The sequence below is a fragment of the Pseudoalteromonas sp. PS5 genome (assembly GCF_004103255.1).
Taxonomy (GTDB): Bacteria; Pseudomonadota; Gammaproteobacteria; order Enterobacterales; family Alteromonadaceae; genus Pseudoalteromonas; species Pseudoalteromonas peptidolytica.
Genome location: NZ_RCSQ01000005.1, coordinates 34,894 through 58,814 on the forward strand (window position 1 = coordinate 34,894; position 23,921 = coordinate 58,814).

Annotated in this window: 26 protein-coding genes and 1 pseudogene; 14 read left to right on the top strand and 13 right to left on the bottom strand. The window is 41.7% G+C overall.

The genetic code is table 11. From position 1 onward, the window contains the following. Nucleotides 1-17: 17 nt before the first annotated feature. From D9603_RS00665 to fur, 5 genes are all read left to right on the top strand, one after another. Entirely contained in the window at nucleotides 18-785 is a 768-nt protein-coding gene (locus D9603_RS00665) for an alpha/beta fold hydrolase (RefSeq protein WP_128729673.1), read from the top strand. An 86-nt stretch (nucleotides 786-871) separates the two neighbouring features. Then, nucleotides 872-1,093 (top strand): DUF2788 domain-containing protein, encoded by a 222-nt coding sequence (locus D9603_RS00670; RefSeq protein ID WP_010372701.1) that lies wholly within the window; start codon nucleotides 872-874, stop codon nucleotides 1,091-1,093. Next, nucleotides 1,093-1,371 (top strand): LexA regulated protein, encoded by a 279-nt coding sequence (gene ybfE / locus D9603_RS00675; protein ID WP_010372698.1) that lies wholly within the window; start codon nucleotides 1,093-1,095, stop codon nucleotides 1,369-1,371. Before D9603_RS00670 ends, ybfE begins: the two co-directional genes overlap by 1 nt. 14 nt (nucleotides 1,372-1,385) lie before the next feature. Beyond that, entirely contained in the window at nucleotides 1,386-1,913 is a 528-nt protein-coding gene (gene fldA, locus D9603_RS00680; protein WP_125251413.1) for a flavodoxin FldA, read from the top strand. A 102-nt stretch (nucleotides 1,914-2,015) separates the two neighbouring features. Further along, nucleotides 2,016-2,462 carry a ferric iron uptake transcriptional regulator gene (gene fur / locus D9603_RS00685; RefSeq protein WP_125251414.1) on the top strand — a complete coding sequence of 149 codons (447 nt, stop codon included), beginning with the start codon at nucleotides 2,016-2,018 and terminating at the stop codon, nucleotides 2,460-2,462. A 253-nt stretch (nucleotides 2,463-2,715) separates the two neighbouring features. Here the strand turns inward: fur and D9603_RS00690 are convergent, their stop codons facing one another. Then, nucleotides 2,716-4,545, bottom strand: coding sequence for a protein kinase (locus tag D9603_RS00690; RefSeq protein ID WP_128729687.1), 1,830 nt, complete (start codon nucleotides 4,543-4,545; stop codon nucleotides 2,716-2,718). A gap of 58 nt (nucleotides 4,546-4,603) precedes the next feature. Beyond that, the gene (gene glnS, locus D9603_RS00695; protein WP_128729674.1) at nucleotides 4,604-6,268 is read right to left on the bottom strand and encodes a glutamine--tRNA ligase; all 1,665 of its coding nucleotides are present in this window, start codon (nucleotides 6,266-6,268) and stop codon (nucleotides 4,604-4,606) included. 247 nt (nucleotides 6,269-6,515) lie between these two features. Here glnS and D9603_RS00700 point away from each other — a divergent pair, with 247 nt between their 5' ends. Continuing rightward, nucleotides 6,516-7,586 (top strand): DUF3083 family protein, encoded by a 1,071-nt coding sequence (locus D9603_RS00700; RefSeq protein ID WP_128729675.1) that lies wholly within the window; start codon nucleotides 6,516-6,518, stop codon nucleotides 7,584-7,586. A gap of 43 nt (nucleotides 7,587-7,629) precedes the next feature. On the opposite strand, the gene D9603_RS00705 is transcribed toward D9603_RS00700, so the two are convergent. The 4 genes from D9603_RS00705 to D9603_RS00720 form a co-directional block, all read right to left on the bottom strand. Then, the gene (locus tag D9603_RS00705; RefSeq protein WP_125251417.1) at nucleotides 7,630-8,484 is read right to left on the bottom strand and encodes a pirin family protein; all 855 of its coding nucleotides are present in this window, start codon (nucleotides 8,482-8,484) and stop codon (nucleotides 7,630-7,632) included. Between the two features lie 92 nt (nucleotides 8,485-8,576). After that, nucleotides 8,577-8,984, bottom strand: a complete 408-nt coding sequence (fos, locus tag D9603_RS00710; protein WP_128729676.1) for a fosfomycin resistance glutathione transferase — start codon at nucleotides 8,982-8,984, stop codon at nucleotides 8,577-8,579. Nucleotides 8,985-9,084: 100 nt separating this feature from the next. Next, a complete protein-coding gene (locus tag D9603_RS00715; RefSeq protein ID WP_128729677.1) occupies nucleotides 9,085-10,011 on the bottom strand; it encodes an FAD-binding protein in 927 nt (308 codons plus the stop codon). Next, a complete protein-coding gene (locus D9603_RS00720; protein WP_125251420.1) occupies nucleotides 10,008-10,760 on the bottom strand; it encodes an electron transfer flavoprotein subunit beta/FixA family protein in 753 nt (250 codons plus the stop codon). Before D9603_RS00720 ends, D9603_RS00715 begins: the two co-directional genes overlap by 4 nt. 176 nt (nucleotides 10,761-10,936) lie before the next feature. Here D9603_RS00720 and D9603_RS00725 point away from each other — a divergent pair, with 176 nt between their 5' ends. The 5 genes and pseudogenes from D9603_RS00725 to D9603_RS00740 all read left to right on the top strand — a co-directional run bounded on the left by D9603_RS00725 (nucleotide 10,937) and on the right by D9603_RS00740 (nucleotide 14,844). Next, the gene (locus D9603_RS00725) at nucleotides 10,937-12,586 is read left to right on the top strand and encodes an electron transfer flavoprotein-ubiquinone oxidoreductase (protein WP_128729678.1); all 1,650 of its coding nucleotides are present in this window, start codon (nucleotides 10,937-10,939) and stop codon (nucleotides 12,584-12,586) included. A gap of 85 nt (nucleotides 12,587-12,671) precedes the next feature. Further along, nucleotides 12,672-13,148, top strand: coding sequence for an acyl-CoA thioesterase (locus D9603_RS00730; RefSeq protein ID WP_125251422.1), 477 nt, complete (start codon nucleotides 12,672-12,674; stop codon nucleotides 13,146-13,148). Nucleotides 13,149-13,229: 81 nt separating this feature from the next. After that, a complete protein-coding gene (locus D9603_RS22320) occupies nucleotides 13,230-13,508 on the top strand; it encodes a hypothetical protein (RefSeq protein ID WP_347232140.1) in 279 nt (92 codons plus the stop codon). A gap of 19 nt (nucleotides 13,509-13,527) precedes the next feature. Next, nucleotides 13,528-13,892: pseudogene (locus D9603_RS22325) on the top strand (EAL domain-containing protein). 187 nt (nucleotides 13,893-14,079) lie between these two features. Beyond that, on the top strand, nucleotides 14,080-14,844 hold the full coding sequence (locus tag D9603_RS00740) for a response regulator (RefSeq protein WP_128729679.1): 765 nt from the start codon (nucleotides 14,080-14,082) through the stop codon (nucleotides 14,842-14,844). Nucleotides 14,845-14,871: 27 nt separating this feature from the next. Here the strand turns inward: D9603_RS00740 and D9603_RS00745 are convergent, their stop codons facing one another. Next, nucleotides 14,872-15,159 (bottom strand): hypothetical protein, encoded by a 288-nt coding sequence (locus tag D9603_RS00745; RefSeq protein WP_125251425.1) that lies wholly within the window; start codon nucleotides 15,157-15,159, stop codon nucleotides 14,872-14,874. Nucleotides 15,160-15,178: 19 nt separating this feature from the next. Next, nucleotides 15,179-15,331 carry a hypothetical protein gene (locus D9603_RS21770; protein WP_170178625.1) on the bottom strand — a complete coding sequence of 51 codons (153 nt, stop codon included), beginning with the start codon at nucleotides 15,329-15,331 and terminating at the stop codon, nucleotides 15,179-15,181. A gap of 154 nt (nucleotides 15,332-15,485) precedes the next feature. Here D9603_RS21770 and tsaA point away from each other — a divergent pair, with 154 nt between their 5' ends. The 3 genes from tsaA (at nucleotide 15,486) to D9603_RS00760 (ending at nucleotide 18,982) form a co-directional block, all read left to right on the top strand. Next, nucleotides 15,486-16,193, top strand: a complete 708-nt coding sequence (gene tsaA, locus D9603_RS00750) for a tRNA (N6-threonylcarbamoyladenosine(37)-N6)-methyltransferase TrmO (protein ID WP_128729680.1) — start codon at nucleotides 15,486-15,488, stop codon at nucleotides 16,191-16,193. A gap of 131 nt (nucleotides 16,194-16,324) precedes the next feature. Then, nucleotides 16,325-18,052, top strand: coding sequence for a proline--tRNA ligase (locus D9603_RS00755; protein ID WP_128729681.1), 1,728 nt, complete (start codon nucleotides 16,325-16,327; stop codon nucleotides 18,050-18,052). 129 nt (nucleotides 18,053-18,181) lie between these two features. Beyond that, a complete protein-coding gene (locus tag D9603_RS00760; RefSeq protein WP_128729682.1) occupies nucleotides 18,182-18,982 on the top strand; it encodes a UDP-2,3-diacylglucosamine diphosphatase in 801 nt (266 codons plus the stop codon). Between the two features lie 218 nt (nucleotides 18,983-19,200). Here D9603_RS00760 and D9603_RS00765 read toward each other — a convergent pair whose 3' ends face one another. The 5 genes from D9603_RS00765 to D9603_RS00785 all read right to left on the bottom strand — a co-directional run bounded on the left by D9603_RS00765 (nucleotide 19,201) and on the right by D9603_RS00785 (nucleotide 23,781). Then, nucleotides 19,201-19,494 carry a hypothetical protein gene (locus D9603_RS00765; protein ID WP_128729683.1) on the bottom strand — a complete coding sequence of 98 codons (294 nt, stop codon included), beginning with the start codon at nucleotides 19,492-19,494 and terminating at the stop codon, nucleotides 19,201-19,203. A 152-nt stretch (nucleotides 19,495-19,646) separates the two neighbouring features. Further along, complete coding sequence (locus tag D9603_RS00770; protein WP_128729684.1) at nucleotides 19,647-20,807, bottom strand: hypothetical protein; 1,161 nt, start codon at nucleotides 20,805-20,807, stop codon at nucleotides 19,647-19,649. Between the two features lie 185 nt (nucleotides 20,808-20,992). Beyond that, complete coding sequence (locus D9603_RS00775; RefSeq protein ID WP_128729685.1) at nucleotides 20,993-22,201, bottom strand: ABC transporter permease; 1,209 nt, start codon at nucleotides 22,199-22,201, stop codon at nucleotides 20,993-20,995. Further along, nucleotides 22,194-22,979, bottom strand: coding sequence for an ATP-binding cassette domain-containing protein (locus D9603_RS00780; RefSeq protein WP_125251432.1), 786 nt, complete (start codon nucleotides 22,977-22,979; stop codon nucleotides 22,194-22,196). The genes D9603_RS00775 and D9603_RS00780 overlap by 8 nt, the downstream gene beginning before the upstream one ends. 1 nt (nucleotide 22,980) lies before the next feature. Then, the gene (locus D9603_RS00785; protein WP_128729686.1) at nucleotides 22,981-23,781 is read right to left on the bottom strand and encodes a DUF3025 domain-containing protein; all 801 of its coding nucleotides are present in this window, start codon (nucleotides 23,779-23,781) and stop codon (nucleotides 22,981-22,983) included. Nucleotides 23,782-23,921 lie beyond the last annotated feature (140 nt).

A 23,921-nucleotide genomic window follows, 5' to 3' on the forward strand; every position in this document is an offset into this window, starting at 1 on the left:
GCAAATTTGGAGGAAGCATGCTGGTAAACTACCAACAAACTGGTGACGCAACAAACCCTGCCGTTATCATTATACATGGGCTGTTTGGGTCCCTTGAAAATTTAAACGTCGTCGCAAGAGCACTCGCATCGAATTTTAATGTGATCAATGTCGATTTGCGAAATCATGGCCGGTCATTTCACGATGTTGATATGTCCTATCCTGTGATGGCCAATGACATCAAAATACTGCTTGACGAGTTAAAGCTAGACAAAGTACATCTCGTTGGTCACTCTATGGGAGGAAAAGTCGCCATGCAGTTTGCACAGTTATTTGCTGAGCAAACTGATAAATTGGTTGTTTTAGACATCGCCCCTGTAGCTTATCACTCTCGACATGATGCAATTATTGCCGCATTAAATGAAGTACAACAACGCCAAGTATCTAGCCGCAGCGAAGCAGATGGTATTATGTCTACCTATATAGACACCCCAGGCGTACGTCAGTTCTTGCTCAAAAGCTTAGCTAAAAATGAAGCTGGACAGCTTGCATGGCGCTTTAATTTAGATGTAATTACCGAAAAGTACGACACAATAACAGACAACATTAATGAATCTCATTCTTGTTTGTGCGATACTTTGTTTATCAAAGGGAATAATTCAGATTATATCCTTCCAGAACATAAAGATAGCATCGCGCGTCTATTTCCTAACGCCCGAGCAAAAATAATACAAGGTGCAGGCCACTGGCTACATGCAGAAAAACCAGATGCGGTAAATCGTTCAATTATTGATTTTATTCAATAAAACAAATCGATTTGCCGTTATAAACTTAATTTATGCATGTAGATTGTGATATAGTAGCCGCCGTTTAAATATTGAGTAGAGCTCAGATGGTCAGTCAATTTATAAATGAATTTGAAACGCTAGGGCTATGGTTTGCGCTAGCAGGTATATTCTTTTTCATCGGTATGGCAATTCAAGACGTACTGAAAAAAGGCGATGTACCAAAGTTCGGACGTTATATTGTATGGCTCGTACTGTTTCTAGGCTGTTCAGGTTTTATCGCTAAAGGTCTGATCCAAGTATTTTGGCAAGGCGCAGGTGTGGGATAATGGCCAAAGCGGAGACAGATAGAACGACCATTGACTTATTTGAAAATGAAAAACGTCCTGGGCGTCCGAAGACAAACCCGCTTCCTCGAGAAGTGCAGTTAAAGGTTAACAAGCGCAATCAAATAAAAAGAGATCGTGCTCGTGGTCTAAAAAGAGTAGAATTTAAGGTTTCATCAGAGTTATATCAAGCGCTAAGTGATATGGCTGAGTCGCAAAACATTAGTCGAAGTGCACTCATAGAGACCATCTTACAAGAAAAGTTAGCGGTTAATAGATAGAAGGTAAGCAATTAATGGCAAGCGTAGGTATTTTTTTCGGCAGCGATACTGGTAACACTGAACACGTTGCTAAAATGATTCAAAAAGAGCTGGGCAAAAAACTGGTAGACGTAAAGGACATTGCAAAGAGCAGTAAAGAGGAAATTGCTGAATTTGATTTACTCCTTTTTGGGATCCCGACTTGGTACTACGGTGAAGCACAGTGTGACTGGGATGACTTTTTCCCTGAGTTAGAAGAAATTGATTTTGAAGGTAAGCTAGTCGCTATCTTCGGTTGTGGTGATCAGGAAGATTATGCCGAGTACTTCCTTGATGCAATGGGTATGATCAACGACATCGTTTCCGAGCGTGGCGCTATTGTTATTGGCCATTGGTCAACTGACGGCTACGATTTTGAAGCGTCTAAAGCTGTTGTAGAAGACGGTAAATTTGTTGGCCTTGGTATTGATGAAGATCGTCAGCCTGAGTTGACAGAGCAGCGTGTTAAACAATGGTGTGCGCAAGTATACGATGAAATGTGCCTAAGCGAGTTGGAAGATTAATCCATTTGCTTTGCACTTGTTGCCCTAGCAAGTTATTCTTAGGTTTAGCGTCGTGAATATTGACCTAAGACAAATTATAACCAACAGATTGAGACAGATTTAATGACTGATCACAACTTAGAGCTTAAAAAGGCTGGTTTAAAAGTAACACTGCCACGTATCAAGATTTTAGAAATCCTTCAATCTCCTGATAATCAACATATCAGTGCAGAGGATGTATATAAAATCCTTTTAGATAAAGGTGAAGAAATTGGACTCGCTACAGTATATCGAGTATTAAACCAATTTGATGATGCTGGGATTGTCACACGCCACCACTTTGAAGGCGGTAAATCTGTATTCGAACTTTCTGGTAGCACACACCATGACCATTTGGTATGTTTAAAATGCGGCAAAGTTGTTGAGTTTGAAGATGACGTCATCGAAACAAGACAAGAAGAAATTGCCAGCGATAATGGTATTAAACTTACCAACCACTCACTTTATTTGTATGGTGAATGTGAAGATAAAGAAGCTTGTAAGAAATACGCAGAAGAAAATGGTAATTAACCAAATCTTTTGCCTCTTTAAGCAATAGGCCAGCGTCAAGCTGGCTTTTTTTTATTCAAAATTGATTTTCTTGTGTAGAGGAAATTAATACCAATTATCTTAATTGAGTGGTCTATATTGAGGCGAGAAAACCTTGTCGATAACTCCGCTAACGCGACCTGTTAGCGTCAGATTTACTCCTTCAAATTGAGCAAGTATTAAGTCTAATTGGTATAACGTGTAGCATCAGTTCGTTTAACTATACCAATTGGTATCACACGCTTGATGACATAAATGCTTTTGGGTTTTTTGGAAAAAAGCTATCAGGTTGGCGCTCGCATAAGTCAAACTCACGTGTGTTCTTGTAAGGAAGCTTCATAAAGCCCGCTACACCATAATCTTGAATGCTAACAGCGTACTGCATGATCCGAGTCAATAACGATTTAAACTGTGCTTCTTTATTGGCGTCAAGTAGTCGGTAGTAATAGTGAATTTTCATCCTATCTTGTAAAGATTCAAAAATGATGCAACCAGTATGGTGAATTTGATTGAGTTCGAACACACATTGGATGATCTGTTTTGGAAGCTGAAGCTGCTCATCAGGGTCTTTACCGTCTTCAAAATAGGAGTGTGGCCGTGTAATTTCATTACTTGATATGTCACTGACACTATATTCGAGCTCAGGAAGTTGTTCAAATTGAAAAGCACTAGTGCCGTCACGAGTCAATTGAATAGTTTGACGCGCGTCGAACAAGCAGCATTTAAACAAACCTTTTTGTTTTATCCCCTGTGCAATCATTACGGCGGCGTTCAACGCGTCTTTAAATGCCAGATTCAATGTTTCATCGTGTAAAATCAGGCTTGACTCGACAAATACTTGAGTATCTTTCCAGTGAAAACTCAAGCCACCTACTACAGGATATTTTGCCAAACGGCTGATAGACGCCAAAAACGCTTTCTCGGTGTCGCCGGTATCAAATAAAAACTCTTTATAGTATCTGTCGAGCTGCGCATCATTTACATCTCTTAGATTGTGCTTATCGTCAGCACGGCGCAAAAACTGCTTTCGGGAGCTATATACTACCGTTTCTGGCTTTACTTCAGTCTCATGTGTCCAAAATGGGATGCGAGATTTTTTTTCTGAAAGGATTAACTCTGGCAGATACATTTTCGCCATTGCAGGCATGTTACGCACAAAGTAATCCCCTGCACTGTCTCTCGTTGCTTTGTCTTTGCTAAGCATGCCATCCAGCACTTGGGCAAATACCTTGGGAAGCCCCAGAGCGCTGGCTGGGAGTACCTTTGCGCCAAACCGACATGATTGTGCACTTGCCAGCGCATAAATTGTTGATGCTACTCCTTGCTCATCAAAGCGTGGCGAAGACTGCGCCCCTGACATTTGCTCATCACCAATAAAATACACATCTCCCATCCTAGCATTGGTTGTGCTCACATCAGATGACATCAAGTCCATAATATTACTCGCGATAGGCTCACCGAAAATATCGACTTGCGCATAAACCGAGCTACCCCAATCAACTAAGGAGAAATTATCTGTCGCCTCATCCCAAACAATATTAGATGGTTTTATATCTCCGTGTACAATAGGCTGAGGAGACATGCCATTGCGGCGCTCACGTAGGTCAACCAATACGTTTCTCAGTTTCAAAGCAAGACTTACTAATTCATGCGCTTGAAAGCGGCCTTTCCTGAGCGAGATTTTCTCTAAATCTTCTCCTGGCGCACGCTCCATCATTAAAATACCTTGCTTTTTTGCTCGCTCAAATGCATAAAACTTAGGGATCATTGGATTGTCAAGTTGCGACAACATGTAACCTTCGTCTTCAAGCCTGTCGCGAACACTTTGGGCAAGTGTGATCCGAGAAAATTTAAACACCCACTCCTTGCCAATATCACTTGTACCTGCGAATACAAAACCAAATGCACCAGATCCAATCACCTCAACGTTTTTATAGCCAAGTAGACTCAGTTGCTTTTTACAAATATTAAGCCACTGACGGTGTTTTTTTGCGTCAATATGAGACAGTAGATAAATAGACTGTTGCTCATTGATATAAAAGTGCTGGATGGATTTTTCAGACATAATATCGGATAACGAAAAGGCTATAAAAAAGGCCGACATAAGTCGACCTCATCAAGAGTTAACCTTGCTGTTCTATCTTAGCCCACGAATCACGCAGACCAACAGTTTGGTTAAACATCAGCGCTTCTGACTTATTGTCACGGCAGAAGTAACCTAAGCGCTCAAACTGATAACCTTGCTCTGGTTTTGCGTTTGCAAGTGCAGGCTCTAGTTTAGCATTAGCAATAGTCACCAAAGAGTCTGGGTTTAATACTTCCGTAAAATGATCAGCTGCAGCTGGGTTTGGTACCGTAAACAAACGGTCATACTGACGCACTGGCGCTTCGATACAATGTGAAGCAGATACCCAGTGAATTACGCCTTTCACCTTGCGACCATCTTCCGGGTTTTTACCTAAAGTATCAGGGTCATAGCTACAGTAAATTGTCGTAATATTACCGTTTTCGTCTTCTTCAATACGCTCAGCTTTAATCACATAAGCGTTACGAAGACGTACTTCTTTACCTAGCACCAAACGTTTGAACTTTTTATTCGCTTCTACGCGGAAGTCTTCTTGTTCAATATAGATTTCGCGCGTAAACGGCAACTCACGCTCGCCCATCTCTAATGTTGGATGATTAGGCGCTCGAAGCATTTCAACTTTATCTGCGTCAAAATTTTCAATCACTAACTTAACAGGGTCAAGTACCGCCATAGCACGTGGTGCATTTTCGTTTAGGTCGTCACGAATACACGCTTCAAGCATACCCATTTCAACCATGTTGTCCATTTTGGTTACACCAATGCGCTTACAAAATTCACGAATAGCGGCAGGTGTATACCCACGACGACGAAGACCTGCAATCGTCGGCATACGTGGGTCATCCCACCCTTCAACATGATTATTTACAACTAGATCATTAAGCTTACGCTTTGACATTACTGTATATTCGAGGTTTAGGCGAGAAAACTCAATTTGCTGCGGGTGACACTCGATGCTGATATTATCCAATACCCAGTCGTACAAACGGCGGTTATCTTGGAATTCTAGTGTGCATAGTGAATGCGTGATCCCTTCAAGCGCATCGGAAATACAGTGCGTAAAGTCATACATTGGATAAATGCACCACTTATCACCAGTTTGATGGTGGTGGGCAAAACGTACACGGTAAATAATCGGATCGCGAAGCACCATGAATGAGCTTGTCATGTCAATTTTAGCGCGCAGTACACATTCACCCTCTTTAAACTCGCCATTTCTCATTTTTTCAAATAAGGCTAAGTTTTCTTCCGGTGACGTATCACGATAAGGGCTATTTTTGCCCGGCTCAGTTAACGTTCCACGATATTCACGCGCTTGCTCGGGAGATAAAAAACAAACATACGCTTTACCGTTTTCAATTAGCTCTACGGCGTAGCTGTACAACTTGTCGAAATAGTTTGATGAATAACAAATCTCACCATCCCACTCAAAGCCAAGCCACTGAACATCCTCTTGAATAGATTTAACGTAGTTGATGTCTTCTTTTTCTGGATTGGTATCATCAAAACGTAGGTTACACTTACCTTGATAATCTTGGGCAATACCAAAATTTAAGCAAATTGATTTTGCATGACCAATATGCAAAAAGCCATTTGGCTCAGGTGGAAAACGTGTGTGCGTAGACGCATGTTTGCCACTGGCAAGATCCGCATCAATAATGTTGCGAATAAAGTTTGATGGGCGATTTTCAGTTTCCGCCATAGGAAATCTTTCCTCTGAATTATGCTCTAAGTTAACCTCGGCATTATTACAAAAACTTAGCCGAACTTACAGCAATTATCTGCGCTGTATCAGGATTTATTCATTAGGTTAAGTATTAATCAGCTTTTTGTGACAAATTTTGTTCTAGCGCAATATTTCCTTCACAACTTCATCCTATAGTTGCGCCATTAAAGTACTCAACCACCGAGTATTGCTTAAATTACGTTACCTAGGAAAGGACAAAGTAATGGCTTCAATGAATCTAAATCGTGTTTACATCTCAACTAAAGCTAGAAACAACCAATATATTCTTGCCGAGTTTAAGCCGGACGATGAATTTTATGCGTGTTTTGACTCTGTTGCAGCATGTTACGAGCGCTTATCTCGCCAATTATTTGCACTGTGTGATGAATATGAATTACATAATGTTCATGTTATCGCCAATGACAAGTTACCGGTCGTTCGATATCATGATGAAGCCTACACCATGCAAACCGACAAACAAATTTTGTTTTTTTATAACCCTAAATTTCATGAAGCGCACCAAACCTATCTCGGTGATGGTTATCAAGCACGCAAAATTCGCTTGCTATTTTTAGCCACAGGTAATGAATTACGTGCCAATGCAGCACACTTTCATAACAAAGTAAAAAAAGTACTGGATGCGCTTAAAGACGGCTTCTCTTCTGTAGAGCCACAGTTTAGAGTGCGAGACCATCAACACTTGACCTACGACGTATTTGCAAAAGCAAAGGGTGACAAGGAGTCTTATGGCTATAAGCTAAGAGCCTTGTATCCACGTTATCAAGCTCGGCACTGTGCCTTGCCTGATGTACACAGTGAAATGACTTATGTAACATTTAATATTCCTGTGTCTCGTGCAATCAAAACTGAATTTCAAAGCCAAATGCGCTCAGGTGATTACGGACAATTCTACCGCACACTTGAAGATGCGTTTTTATCTGCCTGCGCGGACAAACAGCTCAATATGGTAGCCATGGTAGCAGATGGGCGTTTACCGATTGTTAGAAGTGCAAAAATCGATAAGTCCGATACTAATCGAGAACTGCAAAAGTTAAGTTTTAATACCAGCTCAGATGATCACCAAATCTATTCACTATTTGATGAAACACACCTGGTAGATACTCTACGTTTTGTTATTGTCGCCAATGACAAGGATAAAAAAGACATGGGCTATGGCCGTTTTATGAATCACGTAGAGACTGCAATAAAACGCTTCGTCGCTCAACTACCCATCAATATTGAGAAACAAGATGTCAATGTGCGTTTCTTTCAACACATAAGTTACGACTACTAAGTGCAACGCTCGGGCGCTCACCTTCTTGGTGCTGCGCTCCTAGCTAAGGCAGTGAAATATGTTCGAGCTTATCTTCAGGGATCGTAGCAAATCTCCCTCCTCGCCAATCTTGTTTGGCTTGCTCGATACGCGCTTTGCTAAATGATACAAAATTCCAATCTATATACGGCGTTTTCGAAAAAGCTTGTCCTCCGAGTAATATCACACGACTGTTTTTACTAAAGTGTAATTTTATATCGTCCTCTTCAAGTAATATAAACGATTGTGATCCATAAGATGTATTTGACACCTCTACTTCACCATAGATCACATATATGCCGATTTCTTGTGATTGATTTGGTCTTTCAAGATAGCTGCCAGCCTTTGCCATCACATCTACGTAAAACATTGGAGAAAACGTTGGTACAGGCGCATGCAATCCATAAGCACTCCCTATAATGACTCTTGTCATCACTCCATCGAGTTGTCTTGTTGGTAGCTGCATTCGATTGACATGTGAAAAACTCGGCTCAATTTCAGCATAATCTTCAGGAAGCGCGACCCAACATTGCAAACCATGGATAGCATGGGGTTGCGCTTTGGTTTCAAACGACTCTCTCTCCGAGTGCACAATGCCACGCCCTGCCACCATCCAATTTACATCCCCAGGATGGATCTCAAGTTGATTCCCAAGAGAGTCACGATGGAGCAAGTTACCTTCAAACAAATAAGTGAGAGTTGCAAGCCCAATATGCGGATGCGGCCTTACATCGATACCATCACCAATACTGAATTTGCCGGGTCCCATTTGATCAAAAAAGATAAAAGGACCTACCATGCGTTTGGCGCGCTGCGGAAGTACGCGGTTTACTGCAAGACCACCGATATCATGTGCTTTGCCATTTAGTTGAATTGCCATTACTTTGCTCCATCATATTTTGTTTTATTATGGAGCTCAGTAACCAGAAGTAAAATGCGCAATTAAAGATACAAGCATTCTAGAAAATAGAATCACACCGCTTTATGCCAAGTGAGGCCTGAATATGGTTGCTGCTGCAAACTTTTTAACCGACTTTGCAAACTACCACTATGGATCTCAAGTTTGTGATGATCTGGGTCGAAAAAATACAAAGAATCTCCCTCACTGCTGTTTTCTTTCCACACCCCAACCCCGTTTTCTAATATCGTTTTAGAAAAAGCCGTAAAGTCTTCAGCGGTAATGTTAAACGCTATATGACTATAATCTGAGCTCGGAGCGGGCTCTCCCAAAGATAAACAAAGCCAGACATCACCGAGACTTAAATACGCGCCTTTATCCCAAGATACCCATAGTTCAAACCCTAACAAGCCAGAATAAAAATCTACTGATGTCTTGAGGTTAGATACAGCTATTGTTATGTGATTTAAGCCTGTTAGCATGTCCATCTCCCTACAAATGAAAAAAGCCGCGACCAAAGGTACAACGGCTTTAACAACCAGAATTATTTTTCTTGATGTAGGCTAGCTACAAAAAAAAGCATTACAGCGCCTGCTCAAACTCAGGTAACGCATCAAAAAGATCCGCAACCAGACCGTAGTCAGCCACTTGAAAAATCGGGGCTTCTGGATCTTTGTTGATAGCAACAATGACCTTAGAATCTTTCATACCAGCAAGATGCTGAATTGCGCCACTGATCCCAACTGCAATATATAAGTTAGGCGCCACAATCTTACCGGTTTGGCCAACTTGCATATCATTAGGCACAAACCCCGCGTCAACAGCAGCACGCGACGCACCTATTGCGGCTCCTAGTTTGTCAGCAATACCATTTAGCAAGGCAAAGTTTTCACCGTTTTGCATACCACGACCACCTGAAATTACAACCGGTGCCGCAGTTAATTCAGGGCGCTCAGATTCAGTTTGTTCAATACTCACAAACTCACTCATTTGAGCGGCAATACTTTGCGAGCGCGCTTCAATGTCACATGCAGCTTGCGTATCAGCGGCATCAAATGCTGATGCGCGTACAGTAATGACTTTTTGCGAGTCTAGTGATTTCACGGTCGCAATTGCATTACCCGCATAAATTGGACGCTTAAAAGTATCAGCATCAATTACATCGATAATTTCAGAGATCTGCGATTTGTCTAATAACGCCGCAACACGTGGCGCGATATTTTTACCTGTGGTAGAAGCTGAAAACAAAATGTGCGAAAAGTCACTTGCTAACTCAACAACCAACTCAGATGTATTTTCTGCCAATTGGTATGCGAATGACGCATCGTCAACTGCTACTACTTTCTGTACACCTGCAATCTGAGCTGAGTGTTCCGCAGCCTCGGCAATGTTGTGACCTGCAACTAATACGGTAACGTGGCTTGCGATTTTTGTTGCAGCAGCAACCACCTTAGCGGTTTCCGGTTTTAGTACACCACTTTCGTGCTCAGCAATAACTAATACGCTCATGAGATCACCTTTGCTTCTGTTTTTAACTTGTTTACTAGCTCTTCAACACTCTCAACCATCACGCCACCAGAGCGCTTGGCTGGCTCTTCAACTTTTACCAGCTCAATACGGGGAGCTAAATCAACGCCTAATGAATCCGCAGTGATTACATCTAGTGGTTTACGCTTGGCTTTCATAATATTTGGCAGTGAAGCATAACGCGGTTCATTCAAACGCAAGTCTGTTGTCACCACAGCTGGAAGTGATAGCGACACTGTTTGCAACCCGCCATCAACTTCACGCGTCACTTGCACCTTATTGCCGTCAACTACAACTTTAGAGGCAAAAGTGCCCTGAGCACGCTTAGTCAACGCCGCAAGCATTTGTCCCGTTTGATTGTTGTCTGAATCAATAGACTGTTTGCCTAGAATAACCAGTTCTGGGCTCTCTTGTTCGACGATTTTGGCTAGCAGTTTTGCGACGTGCAAAGATTCAAGTTTTGCATCTGACTCAATATGAATTGCTTTATCCGCACCGAGGGCAAGTGCTGTTCTTAGCTGTTCTTGGCAAGCTTTGTCACCGATAGATACCGCTATAACTTCAGTTGCGGTTCCTGCTTCTTTTAAGCGCACTGCTTCTTCAACTGCAATTTCACAAAACGGGTTGATTGCCATTTTTACGTTGCTCAAATCAACATCACTGTTGTCAGGTTTGACTCTTGCCTTTACGTTGTAATCAATCACGCGTTTGATTGGCACAAGTACTTTCATGGTTACTCCATCATCTGGTTATTCTCTAAGCTGACGTCTACGTCAACAAATTATTTTGCTGGATTCAGACTACTTCCTGTTGACGTAAACGTCAACCTCAAATAACCTTAGTTTAACGAAATTCAAACTAAAGCCTCTCTTTAGTTAATCTACCGTCAAATAGTGTGAGGTTAATTATGGTCGAACGAGAAACCATGGAGTTTGATGTTGTGATAGTAGGTGCAGGCCCCGCGGGCTTATCCTGCGCTATCCGACTCGCTCAACAGGCCCAGGAAAAACAAAAAGAATTAATGATTTGTGTAGTCGAGAAAGGCTCTGAAGTCGGCGCACACATTTTGTCGGGTGCCGTATTTGAGACTAAAGCACTAGACGAGCTGATCCCTGATTGGGCTGAAAAAGGTGCACCAATAACCACTAAAGTCACCGGTGATGATATTTATTTATTCAAAGATGAGCACAGCGCCACCAAATTGCCACATTTACTTGTGCCTAAAACATTTAAGAATGAAGGTAATTATATTGTTTCAATGGGGAATGTATGCCGTTGGCTCGCTGAACAAGCCGAACAGCTTGGAATTGAAATATTCCCAGGCTTTAGTGCCCATTCATTGATCATTGAGGACAAGCAAGTAAAAGGTATAGTTACCGGAGATATGGGTCTTGATAGGAAGGGTCAGCCAAAAGATAGTTACATGCCAGGTATGGAACTCAGAGCAAAGTACACGATTTTTGCAGAGGGTTGCCGAGGCCATTTAGGTAAATCACTCATCTCAGAATTTGAGCTTGATAAAGAAGCTTCTCCTCAACACTATGGCATCGGCTTCAAGGAAATTTGGCAAGTTGACCCAAGCAAACACAAAGAAGGCCTTGTGGTTCATGGCACAGGTTGGCCACTTGACAACAGCACCCATGGCGGCTCTTTTATGTACCATGGAGAAAATAACCAAGTCGTAGTCGGACTCATTATTGACCTTAATTACTCAAATCCCCACTTGAGTCCATTTGATGAATTCCAGCGTATGAAACATCACGACACCTTTGCCCAAGTTCTTGAGGGTGCTGAGCGCGTTGCATATGGTGCTCGTGCCATCGCAAAAGGTGGCTTCCACAGCTTGCCTAAAATGCACTTCCCAGGCGGATTACTTATCGGTTGTGATGCAGGTACTCTCAATTTTGCTAAAATAAAGGGTAACCACACCGCAATGAAATCTGGCATGCTGGCTGCTGATGCTATCATTGACGCCCTAGAGCAAGAGCATGCCCCATCAGATCTCGCAAGCTTTGCGGATCTGTTCAAAGCGAGTTGGCTTTACGATGAACTTTATCAGTCTCGTAATTTTGGTCCAGCAATGCATAAGTTAGGCCGTATTATGGGCGGAGCCTATAATATGATCGACCAAAATATTTTTTCAGGCTCACTACCATTTACCATTAAAGATGAACATGCTGATCATGAGCAGCTTAAGCTGGCATCGAAATCCAAAAAGATAAATTATCCAAAACCAGATGGTAAATTAAGCTTTGACAAACTTTCCTCTGTATTTTTATCGAATACCAATCATGAGGAAGTACAACCATGTCACCTTCAATTAAAAGATTCTGATATTCCAATCAAAGTTAATTTAGCGAAGTTTGACGAGCCAGCACAACGATACTGCCCAGCGGGCGTTTATGAAATCAATGAAAATGAGCAAGGCGAAAAACAGTTTGTCATTAATTCGCAAAACTGTATTCATTGTAAAACCTGCGATATCAAAGATCCGAGCCAAAATATTACTTGGGTGACGCCAGAAGGCGCTGGAGGTCCAAACTATCCCAACATGTAGTACTAATTTATCCTAAATTGCGGGGGCGAAATGCCCCTTTCTTTCCTATACTTAGCTTAAAGTCATCGGAACTAGAGCTAAACCTATGTCGCAACAGTCCGTCACCTTCAGATTTTTAGCAGAGCCTACTGATGTCAACTTTGGCGGCAAAGTACACGGTGGGATGGTCATGAAATGGATAGATCAAGCTGGATACGCTTGCGCCGCTGGTTGGAGCGGCAGCTATTGTGTCACCGTTTCAGTGGCAGGTATGCGTTTTCATCGTCCGATTTTAGTTGGTCAAATCGTTGAGGTGTCCGCGCGCATTGCACACACTGGCAATACGAGCATGCAGATCTTTATACAAGTCCGCTGTGGAGACCCAAAAACTCAAAGGTTGGTCGAAACCAATCACTGCATCATCAGCTTTATTGCCATGGATCAAGCAGGATACCCCATTCAGATCCCGCAATTTAAGGCAAAAACAGAAGAAGATAAAAAGTTAGAAGCGTATGCGGTAAAAATGAAAGAGATCGCTATCCAAACAGAGTCTTTACTAGAGCAAACATTGAGCGACAAATAATTCTGATCAAAAGATAAACAATAAAGCATCAAGTACTTGCTGAGTCTAGTGCCGGCAGACATCAACAAAAAGGCTAACTATATGCGACATACCTCAGCAACACGCTGCTTATGTAAGCAAAAGCTTAATTTTGATATCACCATGGCCTTTCAGCCGATCGTTGATATTAACTCCAAGTCGATATTCTCTTATGAAGCACTAGTGAGAGGAAAAAACGGAGAGAGCGCGTTCGAGATATTAAGCAATGTCAATGAAGATAACCTATATGCCTTTGATCAGCGTTGCAGAGTAACTGCGATTGAGACGTTTTCAGCGCTGAGCCAAACGATGTCAGTTTCCAACGAAACAGATTATTTTTGAAGTAACCGAGCAAGAGCAAGTGATTAGCCGCTCTTTTCTCACAACAATTTTCAAAACATATAGAGAGAATGGATTCAAGACTGCTATTGATGATTTTGGTGAAGGGTATGCTGGCCTTAGCTTGCTTAGTGGGTTTCAACCTGATCTTATTAAACTTGATATGTCGCTGATCACTGATATTCAAAACAATCATGCTAAGCAAGCTATTCTCAAGGCATGATTGTCACCTGTGATATGCTCAATGTGAAGCTACTCGCAGAGGGAGTAGAGACTCGGGCTGAATACGAGTATCTCAAGCAGGCTGGACTAACCTTGTTCCAAGGTTACTACTTTGCCAAACCAGTTATAGAGTCGCTTCCCACAGTTGACTGGCATAAAGTGTGATAAACCCGAGAGAGGACAACACAGAGAGTAATCACTAGAATATTTTAGCTCATATTATTTAAATAGGTATCAGTAAGTTGCTTATTTTTTGACATCATTCACGTTTAAGTTTTGTTCTTGATGCTTACTAATTAGTCATAGCTGTGGTAGGATCCGCGCCGAATTTTTTGGCTTAGGTTGGTTTGTGGTGAGAAATGTACAATTTTTAGTAGTAGACGACTGTTTAACAGTGCGCAATCTTGTACGTAACATCATCCATACTCGCTTGGGCTCAGACAAAGTCATCCTAGCGACAAATGGTGTGCATGCTACTCAAATTCTAGAGTCTCACCCGATTGATATTATTATTTCAGATTGGAATATGCCTGAAATGAATGGCGAGGAACTACTATATCATGTCCGGAACAATCACCAGCTAAAAGATATTCCATTCATCATGATGACCTCCAACGGCGGCCGCGATTTTGTCATTACAGCAATACAAAACGGAGTAAGCCATTTTGTCGTTAAACCATTCAAAGCTGAAAAACTAGAAGCAGCAGTTAACAAATCATGGAATAGTGCAAGCAAACGCCAATCTACTCGACACTCAGCGCTACCTCCACATAAGGCGCTGATATACTCGGGACGCACTCTTATCAATGGACAAATTACAAACATTAGCCGAACAGGTATGCAGCTACAAGCTCCCTATTCTGAAGCATTAAAATTATTCCAAACGACCAAGTTTGACGTTACATTCGAGCACGATACCGGCTTAACACTACTGAATTTAGCCGCTCTACACGGCACTATCGTGCGCATTGAAGTAAACGATGAGCGGGTAAAGGACTGTCTCTTTGGTGTTAGATTTGATCTAGAGGCATTTTCAGAGACAACTCAAGTTAGCGTTGACGCGTTGTTGGACTTCTTAGATAAGCAAGCACCTGACGAAGTCAATAACGATCATTAAACCTACTAGTAGCTTCCGCCTTTGGTATTAAAGTAGATTTCGCGCTAGTGTAAATATCACCTTTTCACTTGCAGCAATAGCCTCTTGCTTACTTAAATTCCCTTCTTTTAGTAGTTGTACGCTCACTTTTTCTGCTTCTTGACTGAGTAAAGTATCTAATTCTTTGGGGCTAACTACACCATCGGATAAGTTTGACACGATAGCTTGTAGTGATGCGCGACGATTTGAAATTGCGCTTATCAGTATAGGTCTGAGTGGCGACGAATGGCATAGGGCTTGTTGGCAGCTTTGATGAACTTTTTTATAAAATTCCATGACAACTATATACCATTTCTTATTTTTTCGCTCGAAGCTTTTCCTTTAGCCCTTGAATAGGCTTAATCTCAGCGACGAGTTTTTTATATTCGTGCGCACGGGTACCAAGAATTTTATCGCACTGATGCTGTGAATTGTCATTAAGTTGGTAAAATAACTGTTGCTTATCCATAGAGAGAGAACCAATCTTATTTTGTTTACAACTTTATACTAAAAATCAAAATAAAATAATTACACCACATTACAGCGATGGCACCCTTTTGAGATTTTGTGAAAAACACAATTGATAGTAAACTCACGCTACTTAGATTTAGATAGAGAAAACGGTGGAACCTGTCAAAATTCAGCCCATTGGCTATATTCAATCACCTTACAAACAAAAATTCGCTATTCCAAGACAACCAAGGCTTGTCCCTGAAGCAAAAGCCAAGTTGCGCTTTGTCGGCGAATTTAATCGCGAAGAATTTGTTCGTGGGATTGACGAGTTTACGCATATTTGGCTGCTATTTCGTTTCCATGAAACGGCTGATAAAGGTTATTCTGCTCTCGTTCGTCCACCAAGATTAGGTGGTAATGAACGCAAAGGTGTATTTGCGACTAGGGCAACTTTTAGACCTAATGGCATTGGCATGAGTGCAGTAAAACTCGAGGGTATTGAATACAAAAATGGTCAACTAGATTTATTATTATCTGGAATTGACCTATTAGATGGTACACCCATTATTGACATCAAGCCATACCTTCCATACTCAGATGCCTTGGTGGATGCTACCGCAGGCTTTGCAGACACCAGACCTGAAACACAAATGTCAGTCAGTTTTTCAGATGATGCTGCAACCTTTATCGAAAAGCAAAAACAATACCCAGAACTAAAACAGTTTATTACGAACGTACTTAAACAAGATCCTCGCCCTGCATACAAGAAAAAACGTGCATCACAACAGAGCTATGGTATGAGTTTATATGATTATAATATCCGCTGGAGCGTAGATGGTGAGCACAATCATGTCACTGAGATTTCGTCAGCTAAATAGTGAACACCGCAGCTTATCAATAAACTACTAAATTATGAAAATGTTTAGGTATTAAAGCTTTTTAAGCGGCAATAGCACTGCTAGAATAGCCGCTAATAAGAGAACAATAAGTAACTTATACTGGAATAAGAATGCGTACGAGTGAATATATATTGGCGACTCAAAAAGAGACGCCGTCTGATGCCGAAGTGGTAAGCCATCAGTTAATGCTTAGAGCGGGAATGATCCGTAAACTAGCATCTGGACTTTATACTTGGCTGCCATCAGGCTTAAAAGTTTTCCGCAAAGTCGAAAGAATTGTCCGCGAAGAAATGGACAAAGCGGGAGCGATTGAGCTTCTCATGCCAGTGATCCAGCCAGCAGAGTTATGGGAAGAGTCTGGTCGTTGGGAGCAGTTTGGTCCTGAACTTTTACGTATTAATGACCGTCACGGCCGCCCTTTTGCGCTGGGCCCAACACATGAAGAAGTGATCACGGATCTTGTACGTCGCGAAATTAATAGCTATAAGCAACTTCCAATCACACTTTACCAAGTGAGCACAAAAGTGCGTGACGAGGTTCGTCCACGCTTTGGCGTAATGCGTGCACGTGAATTCACCATGAAAGATGCTTACTCATTCCATATGAGTGATGAATGTCTTGAAAAAACCTATCATAAGATGTTCCAAGCTTACTGTAACATTTTTGATCGTTTAGGCGTTGACTACCGCCCAGTTATCGCAGACAGCGGTTCAATTGGTGGTAACTTATCGCACGAGTTCCATGTACTTGCAGAGTCTGGTGAAGATGCTATCGCATTTAGTGACGAAAGTGATTACGCAGCAAACATTGAGAAGGCTGAAGCGCTAGCGCCAACTGAAGCTCGTCCAGCCCCAAATAAAGAACTCAATACGTTTGACACGCCGGAAGCTTTCACCATCGCAGAGCTAAAAGCAAAGCATGGCGTGAAACCGCACCGTGGCGTCAAAACACTTATTGTGTATGGGGCACCAAATGAAGACGGTCATCGTGGTCTTGTCGCGCTTATTGTTCGTGGCGACCATGAATTAAATGAGCTCAAAGCTGAAAAACTAGCACTAGTCGATTCACCACTTGAAATGGCGAGCGAAGAAGACATCGTCAAGGCAATTGGTGCAAAACCTGGTTCACTGGGCCCTGTTGGTCTCTCAATGCCTATTATCGTAGATCGCAGTGCCGCAGTAATGGCAGACTTTGTAGCTGGTGCAAACAAAGATGGTGTTCATTATAGTGGTATCAACTGGGACAGAGACGTAAACGACTATACTGTTGAAGACATACGTAACGTAGTCGAGGGCGATCCAAGCCCTTGTGGAAAGGGTAAAATCCTGATCAAACGCGGTATAGAAGTTGGTCACGTATTCCAGCTTGGTACAAAGTACTCAGAAGCGATGAAAGCCGGTGTCCTCGGTGAAGAAGGTAAAAACCAAACATTGACCATGGGCTGTTATGGTATTGGTGTTTCACGCATCGTTGCCGCGGCAATCGAGCAGAATAATGACGACTACGGTATCAAGTGGCCTGTTGCCATTGCGCCATTCGAACTTGCTATCGTGCCAATGAACATGCACAAGTCTCACCGTATCCCTGAGATAGCAGAGAAATTCTATACAGATCTGCAACGTAAGGGTATAGATGTATTATTTGACGACCGTAAGGAGCGTCCTGGCGTTATGTTTAACGATATGGAGCTTATTGGCGTACCGTATACCTTAGTAATAGGTGAGCGCAACCTTGATGAAAATAAGGTTGAGTTGAAAAACCGCCATACTGGCGAAAAGTTAATGCTTGATATTGAGTCTGCGGTAGACACTATCGTTAATGCAATTAAAAGCAAATAAGTACGCTTGAGTTTCCAATATAGGGGCATTCTTTTGTCTGCCCCTTTGTCATATTACCTTCTTCTAACTGCCCTGTATCTGTCACCTTTACCTCTTAGCATTATTATTATTACGCTAAAGAGTCAGGCCATGAAAACAACGTACTATCCGAGTATTTGGATCTCAGATGTCCATTTAGGCTACAAGGACTGTAAAGCAAAGTTCTTGTTAGATTTCCTCAACAAAACAGAGTGTGATGTACTATACCTAGTGGGTGATATTGTTGATCTATGGTCAATGAAACGCCAATTCTTTTGGGATCCCTCTCATTATCAGGTATTGGAATGTATACAAAAAAAAGCTGAAGCTGGTACTCGCGTTATTTACATTCCTGGTAATCACGATGAAACCTTTAGGCATTATGGCGGACAAACACTCTTTAAAGTCGAAGTACACAAAACCTTCATTCATACCACTTCGGCAGGTAAACGCTTTTTACTGCTACATGGTGATGACTTTGATTCAGCAACTCGCTACAACAAACTGATCAGCCTCATTGGTGACACCGCTTATGACTTTTTATTGTTTTTAAATCGTTGGACCAATCGTGTACGACGGTTATACGGAGGCCATTATTGGTCACTGGCATCTTGGCTTAAACAACGTGTACATAAGGCGAGAGAAGCTATTGCTGCTTTTGAAAATGCCGCTATTCATGAAGCGAAAAAGCAAGGCGTTGACGGTATTATCTGCGGGCACATCCACCAGCCTGAGATCCGTGTCGTAGACGGCATCGTTTATTGTAATGATGGTGATTGGATAGAGAACTGCACAGCATTGGTAGAAAACCAAGCTGGTCGTATCGAATTGCTGCATTGGTCAGACGTACAATCTGTCCTCAGTGTCGTTGAAATGGAAAGTATGGAAACCAATAATGTTAAAGCCGCTTAATTAACCTGAGCTGCGGATAATTAATGCCTTTCTAGCAGCCAGTTTTAGCGCAAACTGCGTTGAATTCACTTCCAATAGCTAGCTATTGGTGCGTAACTTCGCCTTGTTTTCCCTAAAACTCTCTGGCTAGACAAGGAAAAAACTAAGTTGTGCTTTGACAATAATGAGTTGAAACATTCCTTATCCAAACCTCAGGTTAATTAGTGGCTTCTTTTTAATCACTCATCCTTTAATAGCTTATGCAGTAAATCGATGCGCTTATTAGTACGCTTATTTTGCACGTATGCCTGAGCGTTTAAGCTCATCATCAGGATCAGCAGTATGTATAAAACAGGTTGTTCGATAATTTCTGGATAACAATATACCAAAAATACGACTGCCGTTAGCATACCTGCACTTTGATAGAATCGCTGTTTATTGTTAGGCCGCAGCAAGTTAAATTCTCTTAGTGTCGCTTCCTTTTGCAACATTTCCTCAGCCAAAGCCTGAGGATAATCCTGATTGTGTTTCATATTTAGTGTTTATACCTAGTGTTAGCACAGTGCATTCTTTGCACTTATCTGAGCTTTTTGCCATGTTGGCTGTATTATATTAGTCTTCATGCTTGCTTAGTTTGAAAAAACGAATAAACAGCAAAGTGTTTATTTTGGCGATAGAAAATAGCTCACTTATTTAAGATGATTGGTAATACATATGTCGTCATTGCCCAAAAAATTATACCTAAAATAAGCACAAGCATACCATATTGAAAGTGTTTCACTATTGGGAAAACCGCTTTATTCGTATGCGCTACCGACAGCGGATACTGCCAATGCGTTAACGCTAGCAGAAGTGGCTCGGCTTCTACGTTCATGCCAGAGAGTGAGACCGTCGTGCCGTATTCTGTGTCAAATACTAACTCAACGATATGATTACGACGAGTAGAAGCGGCTAATCTATCTAGGTCACTGACCGTGAATGTATTCCAGTGTGCTTTAATACTTTTAACTTCGCCCTTGTTTACCTTTCGAGGCTGTTTATCTTTAAACAGTAACGCGGGTAGCAATAGGCTGTCTTTCTCAACCTTAATTTCGTTACAGGGAGAATGATAAACAAAATAGTGTTTATTACTGATAAGCACACACGTCAACCAGTAGCTCAAATAGGTGAGCACCAACAATACTAAACCCGCTACATAATTTTGAGATGAGTAAAGCACAGCGCCAGTCATAAAACCAAAGCCCCCTACTACCATCCAAGCAATATGGCGCTTCTCTTGTGGTGTTGGTAGTGCGCATCGTAATACTGGAAAGCACGCCTCAATCGCTCTATTATTTCTCATAAATGAAGGAAATAACTCAGCAAGAGTTACTGGGGTCTCACGCGCTGCTCCGTCAGTATAGGAAGCTCCAGTTTGACCTTTGTTTTGATCAAAACCTACTCCTGACAATATCTCGTCAAGTTGGCTGGTTTGCCTCAAACACGAAAACGAATAGATGGCAGGCCGCTTACCATTAGCAAGGTAGCTAATGCCTAAATAACTGAGCTGTTTATTCCCCTCCACTGACATGTCAGTTACCGTTTTAAGTGGTATTAGAGATTGATGTATTGTCCAAATATTTCTACTTAGCACCGACAGTTGCTTTGTGATCACAACTTGTTTTTTAAAAGGATCAAACGTTAAGCGATGACAGTATGAAAATAGCACCAAGGCAATGATTAAGTAGACCAGCGCTTCGATGAAACTTGAAGTGAAAAAATGCAGCACTGACGATAACAACAATAACATTGCAATGCCGCTAGTTACTGTTTCACTGACAGACTTTAGTTCTGTGGTTGATGTCATCTTTACATTCCTTGAGTGACAAATATTGAAGCTTAAAACTTCCGCCCGCAATCCTGAAACTAACTAACCTGAAGTCGGGGTAAACATTATGACGAGTTAAAGTTAACTACAACTCCGGCATGTATTAAGGCGCTAATCGTACAGAAAAACGCCATAATTCTCAATAATTACTGCTGCCTTGTACTTTACCTAAACAGTACAGTTTCTTTATTAAACCACTTGACGCAACAGACAAGGAGACCTGCTGCTAATACCGCTGATGCACCAAATATCAGAGCAACATAGCTATAATCAACGGTCCCTTTAATGATTTCTTTTATGGCCAACGCAACATTAGTTATGGGGATCAAGGCCGTCTTAGCCGTCAATTCCATATTTGGCATTAAAGACATCACTATGGGAATAAAAATCCCCATACTCAGTGGCCCCATATAGTTTTGTGCTTCTTTAAAGGTTCTTGCGTAAATGGAAATAGCCAATGTCAGTGATGACAGCATAACTGCAACTGGCAGTAGCAATGCAAAAATTAAGACAAAGTCCATCATGGCCACCGAAGAAAAAGCAGTTTTAATGACATCAAGCTCGACGAAACGACTCGCTATCCCAATCCACAATGCCATACTAGAGACCGTAATAAGGGCACAGAATATTGAACTACTCAGTACAGTTAAAAACTTTCCTAATACCAATTCAGTGCGAGAAATTGGGGTCAATAATAGCGTCTCTAAAGTACCACGCTCTTTCTCTCCTGCACCTAAGTCTATTGCCGGATAACTCGCGCCCATCAGCACTAATGGGATAAGCATGTAAGGGATAAATGCACCTAACTTTTCACCTAAGTTTTCACGCTTATCCGCAGTATCTACCTTGGTAATTGAAATAGGTTGTAAAACAGCAGCTTGCTGCTCTTGAGACAATCCCAAAGCGGCTAATTTCAATGCTCTAAGTTCATCGGAAAATGACATTGCCAGTTTAGATAAACGGTCATAAATAAAGTTAATCGATTGGGCATCATTGAACACTATTTTCCATTCGCTTTTAATGCCCGACTCTAAGTTTTTCGCAGGATCAGCGGGGATAAATATCCCCACATCAATCACACCATTACGGACAGCGTCACTGAGCGCTTCAACACTATCAAGTGCTAGTTCTCCATTATATTTTTTAAAACTTTTATGATAAAAAACTTGTTCTGAAAACTTTTCGGCAAAGGACTCGTTTACAATATAGTACGTATGCACTTCCTGTTTTGCTTCCATCGCGGCTTGTGATGCCATAAACCCTACTAATGCCATGATCACGGGAAACACGAGCATGGGTAGGGCTATCACGAAAAATAGTGTTTTACGGTCGCGCAGAAGCTCCCTGAGCTCTTTCAAAAATACTTCAAACATGCGCAGCTCCCGTTAATAAATTCAAAAATGCTTGGTTTAGCTCGTGACTTTGGCCTTTGGTTTTAAATTCTGCAAGGCTGCCATCGAAACAGGTTATCCCCTTGTCAATTACAGACACTCGGTCACACAACAGTGCCACTTCATCTAAATGATGAGTTGAGAATATAACGGGTGTGCCAGCTGATTTAAGGTCACGGATAAATGAGATTACGGTTTGCGTAGTCATAATATCAAGCCCCGTAGTTGGCTCGTCTAACACCACCACCTTGGGGTTATGCACTACTGCTCGTGCAATATTTGTTTTTTGCTTCATTCCAGTCGACAAATGCTCTGCTCTTTTATCTAGAAAAGTTTCCATTTCCAAGCGTTGAAACAGTGCATCGCATCTGGCTTTTAGCGCTTTTCCTTTTAATCCATGAAGTCGAGCAAAGTATTCTACATTTTCTTTGGCTGTAAGACGGCCGTATAGCCCCGTTGAACCAGAGAGAAAGCCTATTGCCTTACGCGCCACAACTGGCTTTTTTACAATGTCCTGACCGTCAACCAAAATAGTGCCATCGTCTGGGGTTAGTGCAGTAGAGAGCATACGCAAAGTTGTGGTCTTTCCTGCTCCATTTGGCCCCAGTAGACCCAGTACCTCTCCCTCACCACAGTGTAGGTTCACCTCCTCCACACTATGGAAAAAGCCATCTCGCTCTCGAGGATCTGTCTGACTCTTTTTCTTTTTATGTTCGCGAGTTAGGGCAAAACGTTTTTTTAGTCCGCTAATAGCTATCATGCTATTTCCTTCTTTTCGGTCTGAAATAGTCCGTGTTTTGATAAAATGCAAGGTCTTGTGGTTCATACCAATTTGGGATCCCCAGCAGTGGAATTGGCGACATTTTGGTATTGTCCTCAAGTAAACCGTCACTAATAAGTTCAACCAGTTTGGTATCGAGCCAAATATATTGCTGAGCAAGTGAAAGCTGCCAAAAAGCAGCATCAACATTGATACACACCAGTTTTCCCGTCAACCCAATAAAGGGATCCGTTAGCATTTCATAATTTGCATGACCAAATACAAAAGGCTTTAAACTTTGCGGCCACTGGGACTTGTTGTCATAAAATACACGCTGCCAATCGTGGGCTTTAAACGCATCTCGCCACATGTCATCATCTATTGCTAATACCAAACCACATTCATCAAATAACGTAAGGGCATTGCGTTTTTTACTTCTCTGCTTTAAGCCAAACTGTTCTATTTCTTCGATATGTAACGCATTTAACAGTGCTTTTGTTTTTGGGAATAAACACCAAATAAGCGCGCCAAATAAATCATGCCAATTTTGACTGCGTGTCGGTACTTGGTGAGTTTCATAGATAATTTCTTCGTAGTATTTTTCACCAAAGTCCAGCGTTTCGTCGGCCACAAACCGAGTATTATATTGTTGTGAGCTAATGGTGTTCGCGTGTGATGACAGCCATTGAGGTGTTGGCCAGTCTGATTGGCTTTTTAAATCAAACAGCTGATTCAAATGGGAAAAGGGTTCGGCCTTTAAACATGTAACCTGCCACGCCTCAGGCGCTGTAAACTTTTTCATAGGATTGAAATACTTAACATGCAATTAGCTGGCTATTTTACTTAAGCGTTCGATACTTGGCAAAAGTCAATTGTAAATGACCGTAACTGCACACAACGCAAGTAATACCAATTTTCTAAATTAACCCGAGATCGGTTTAA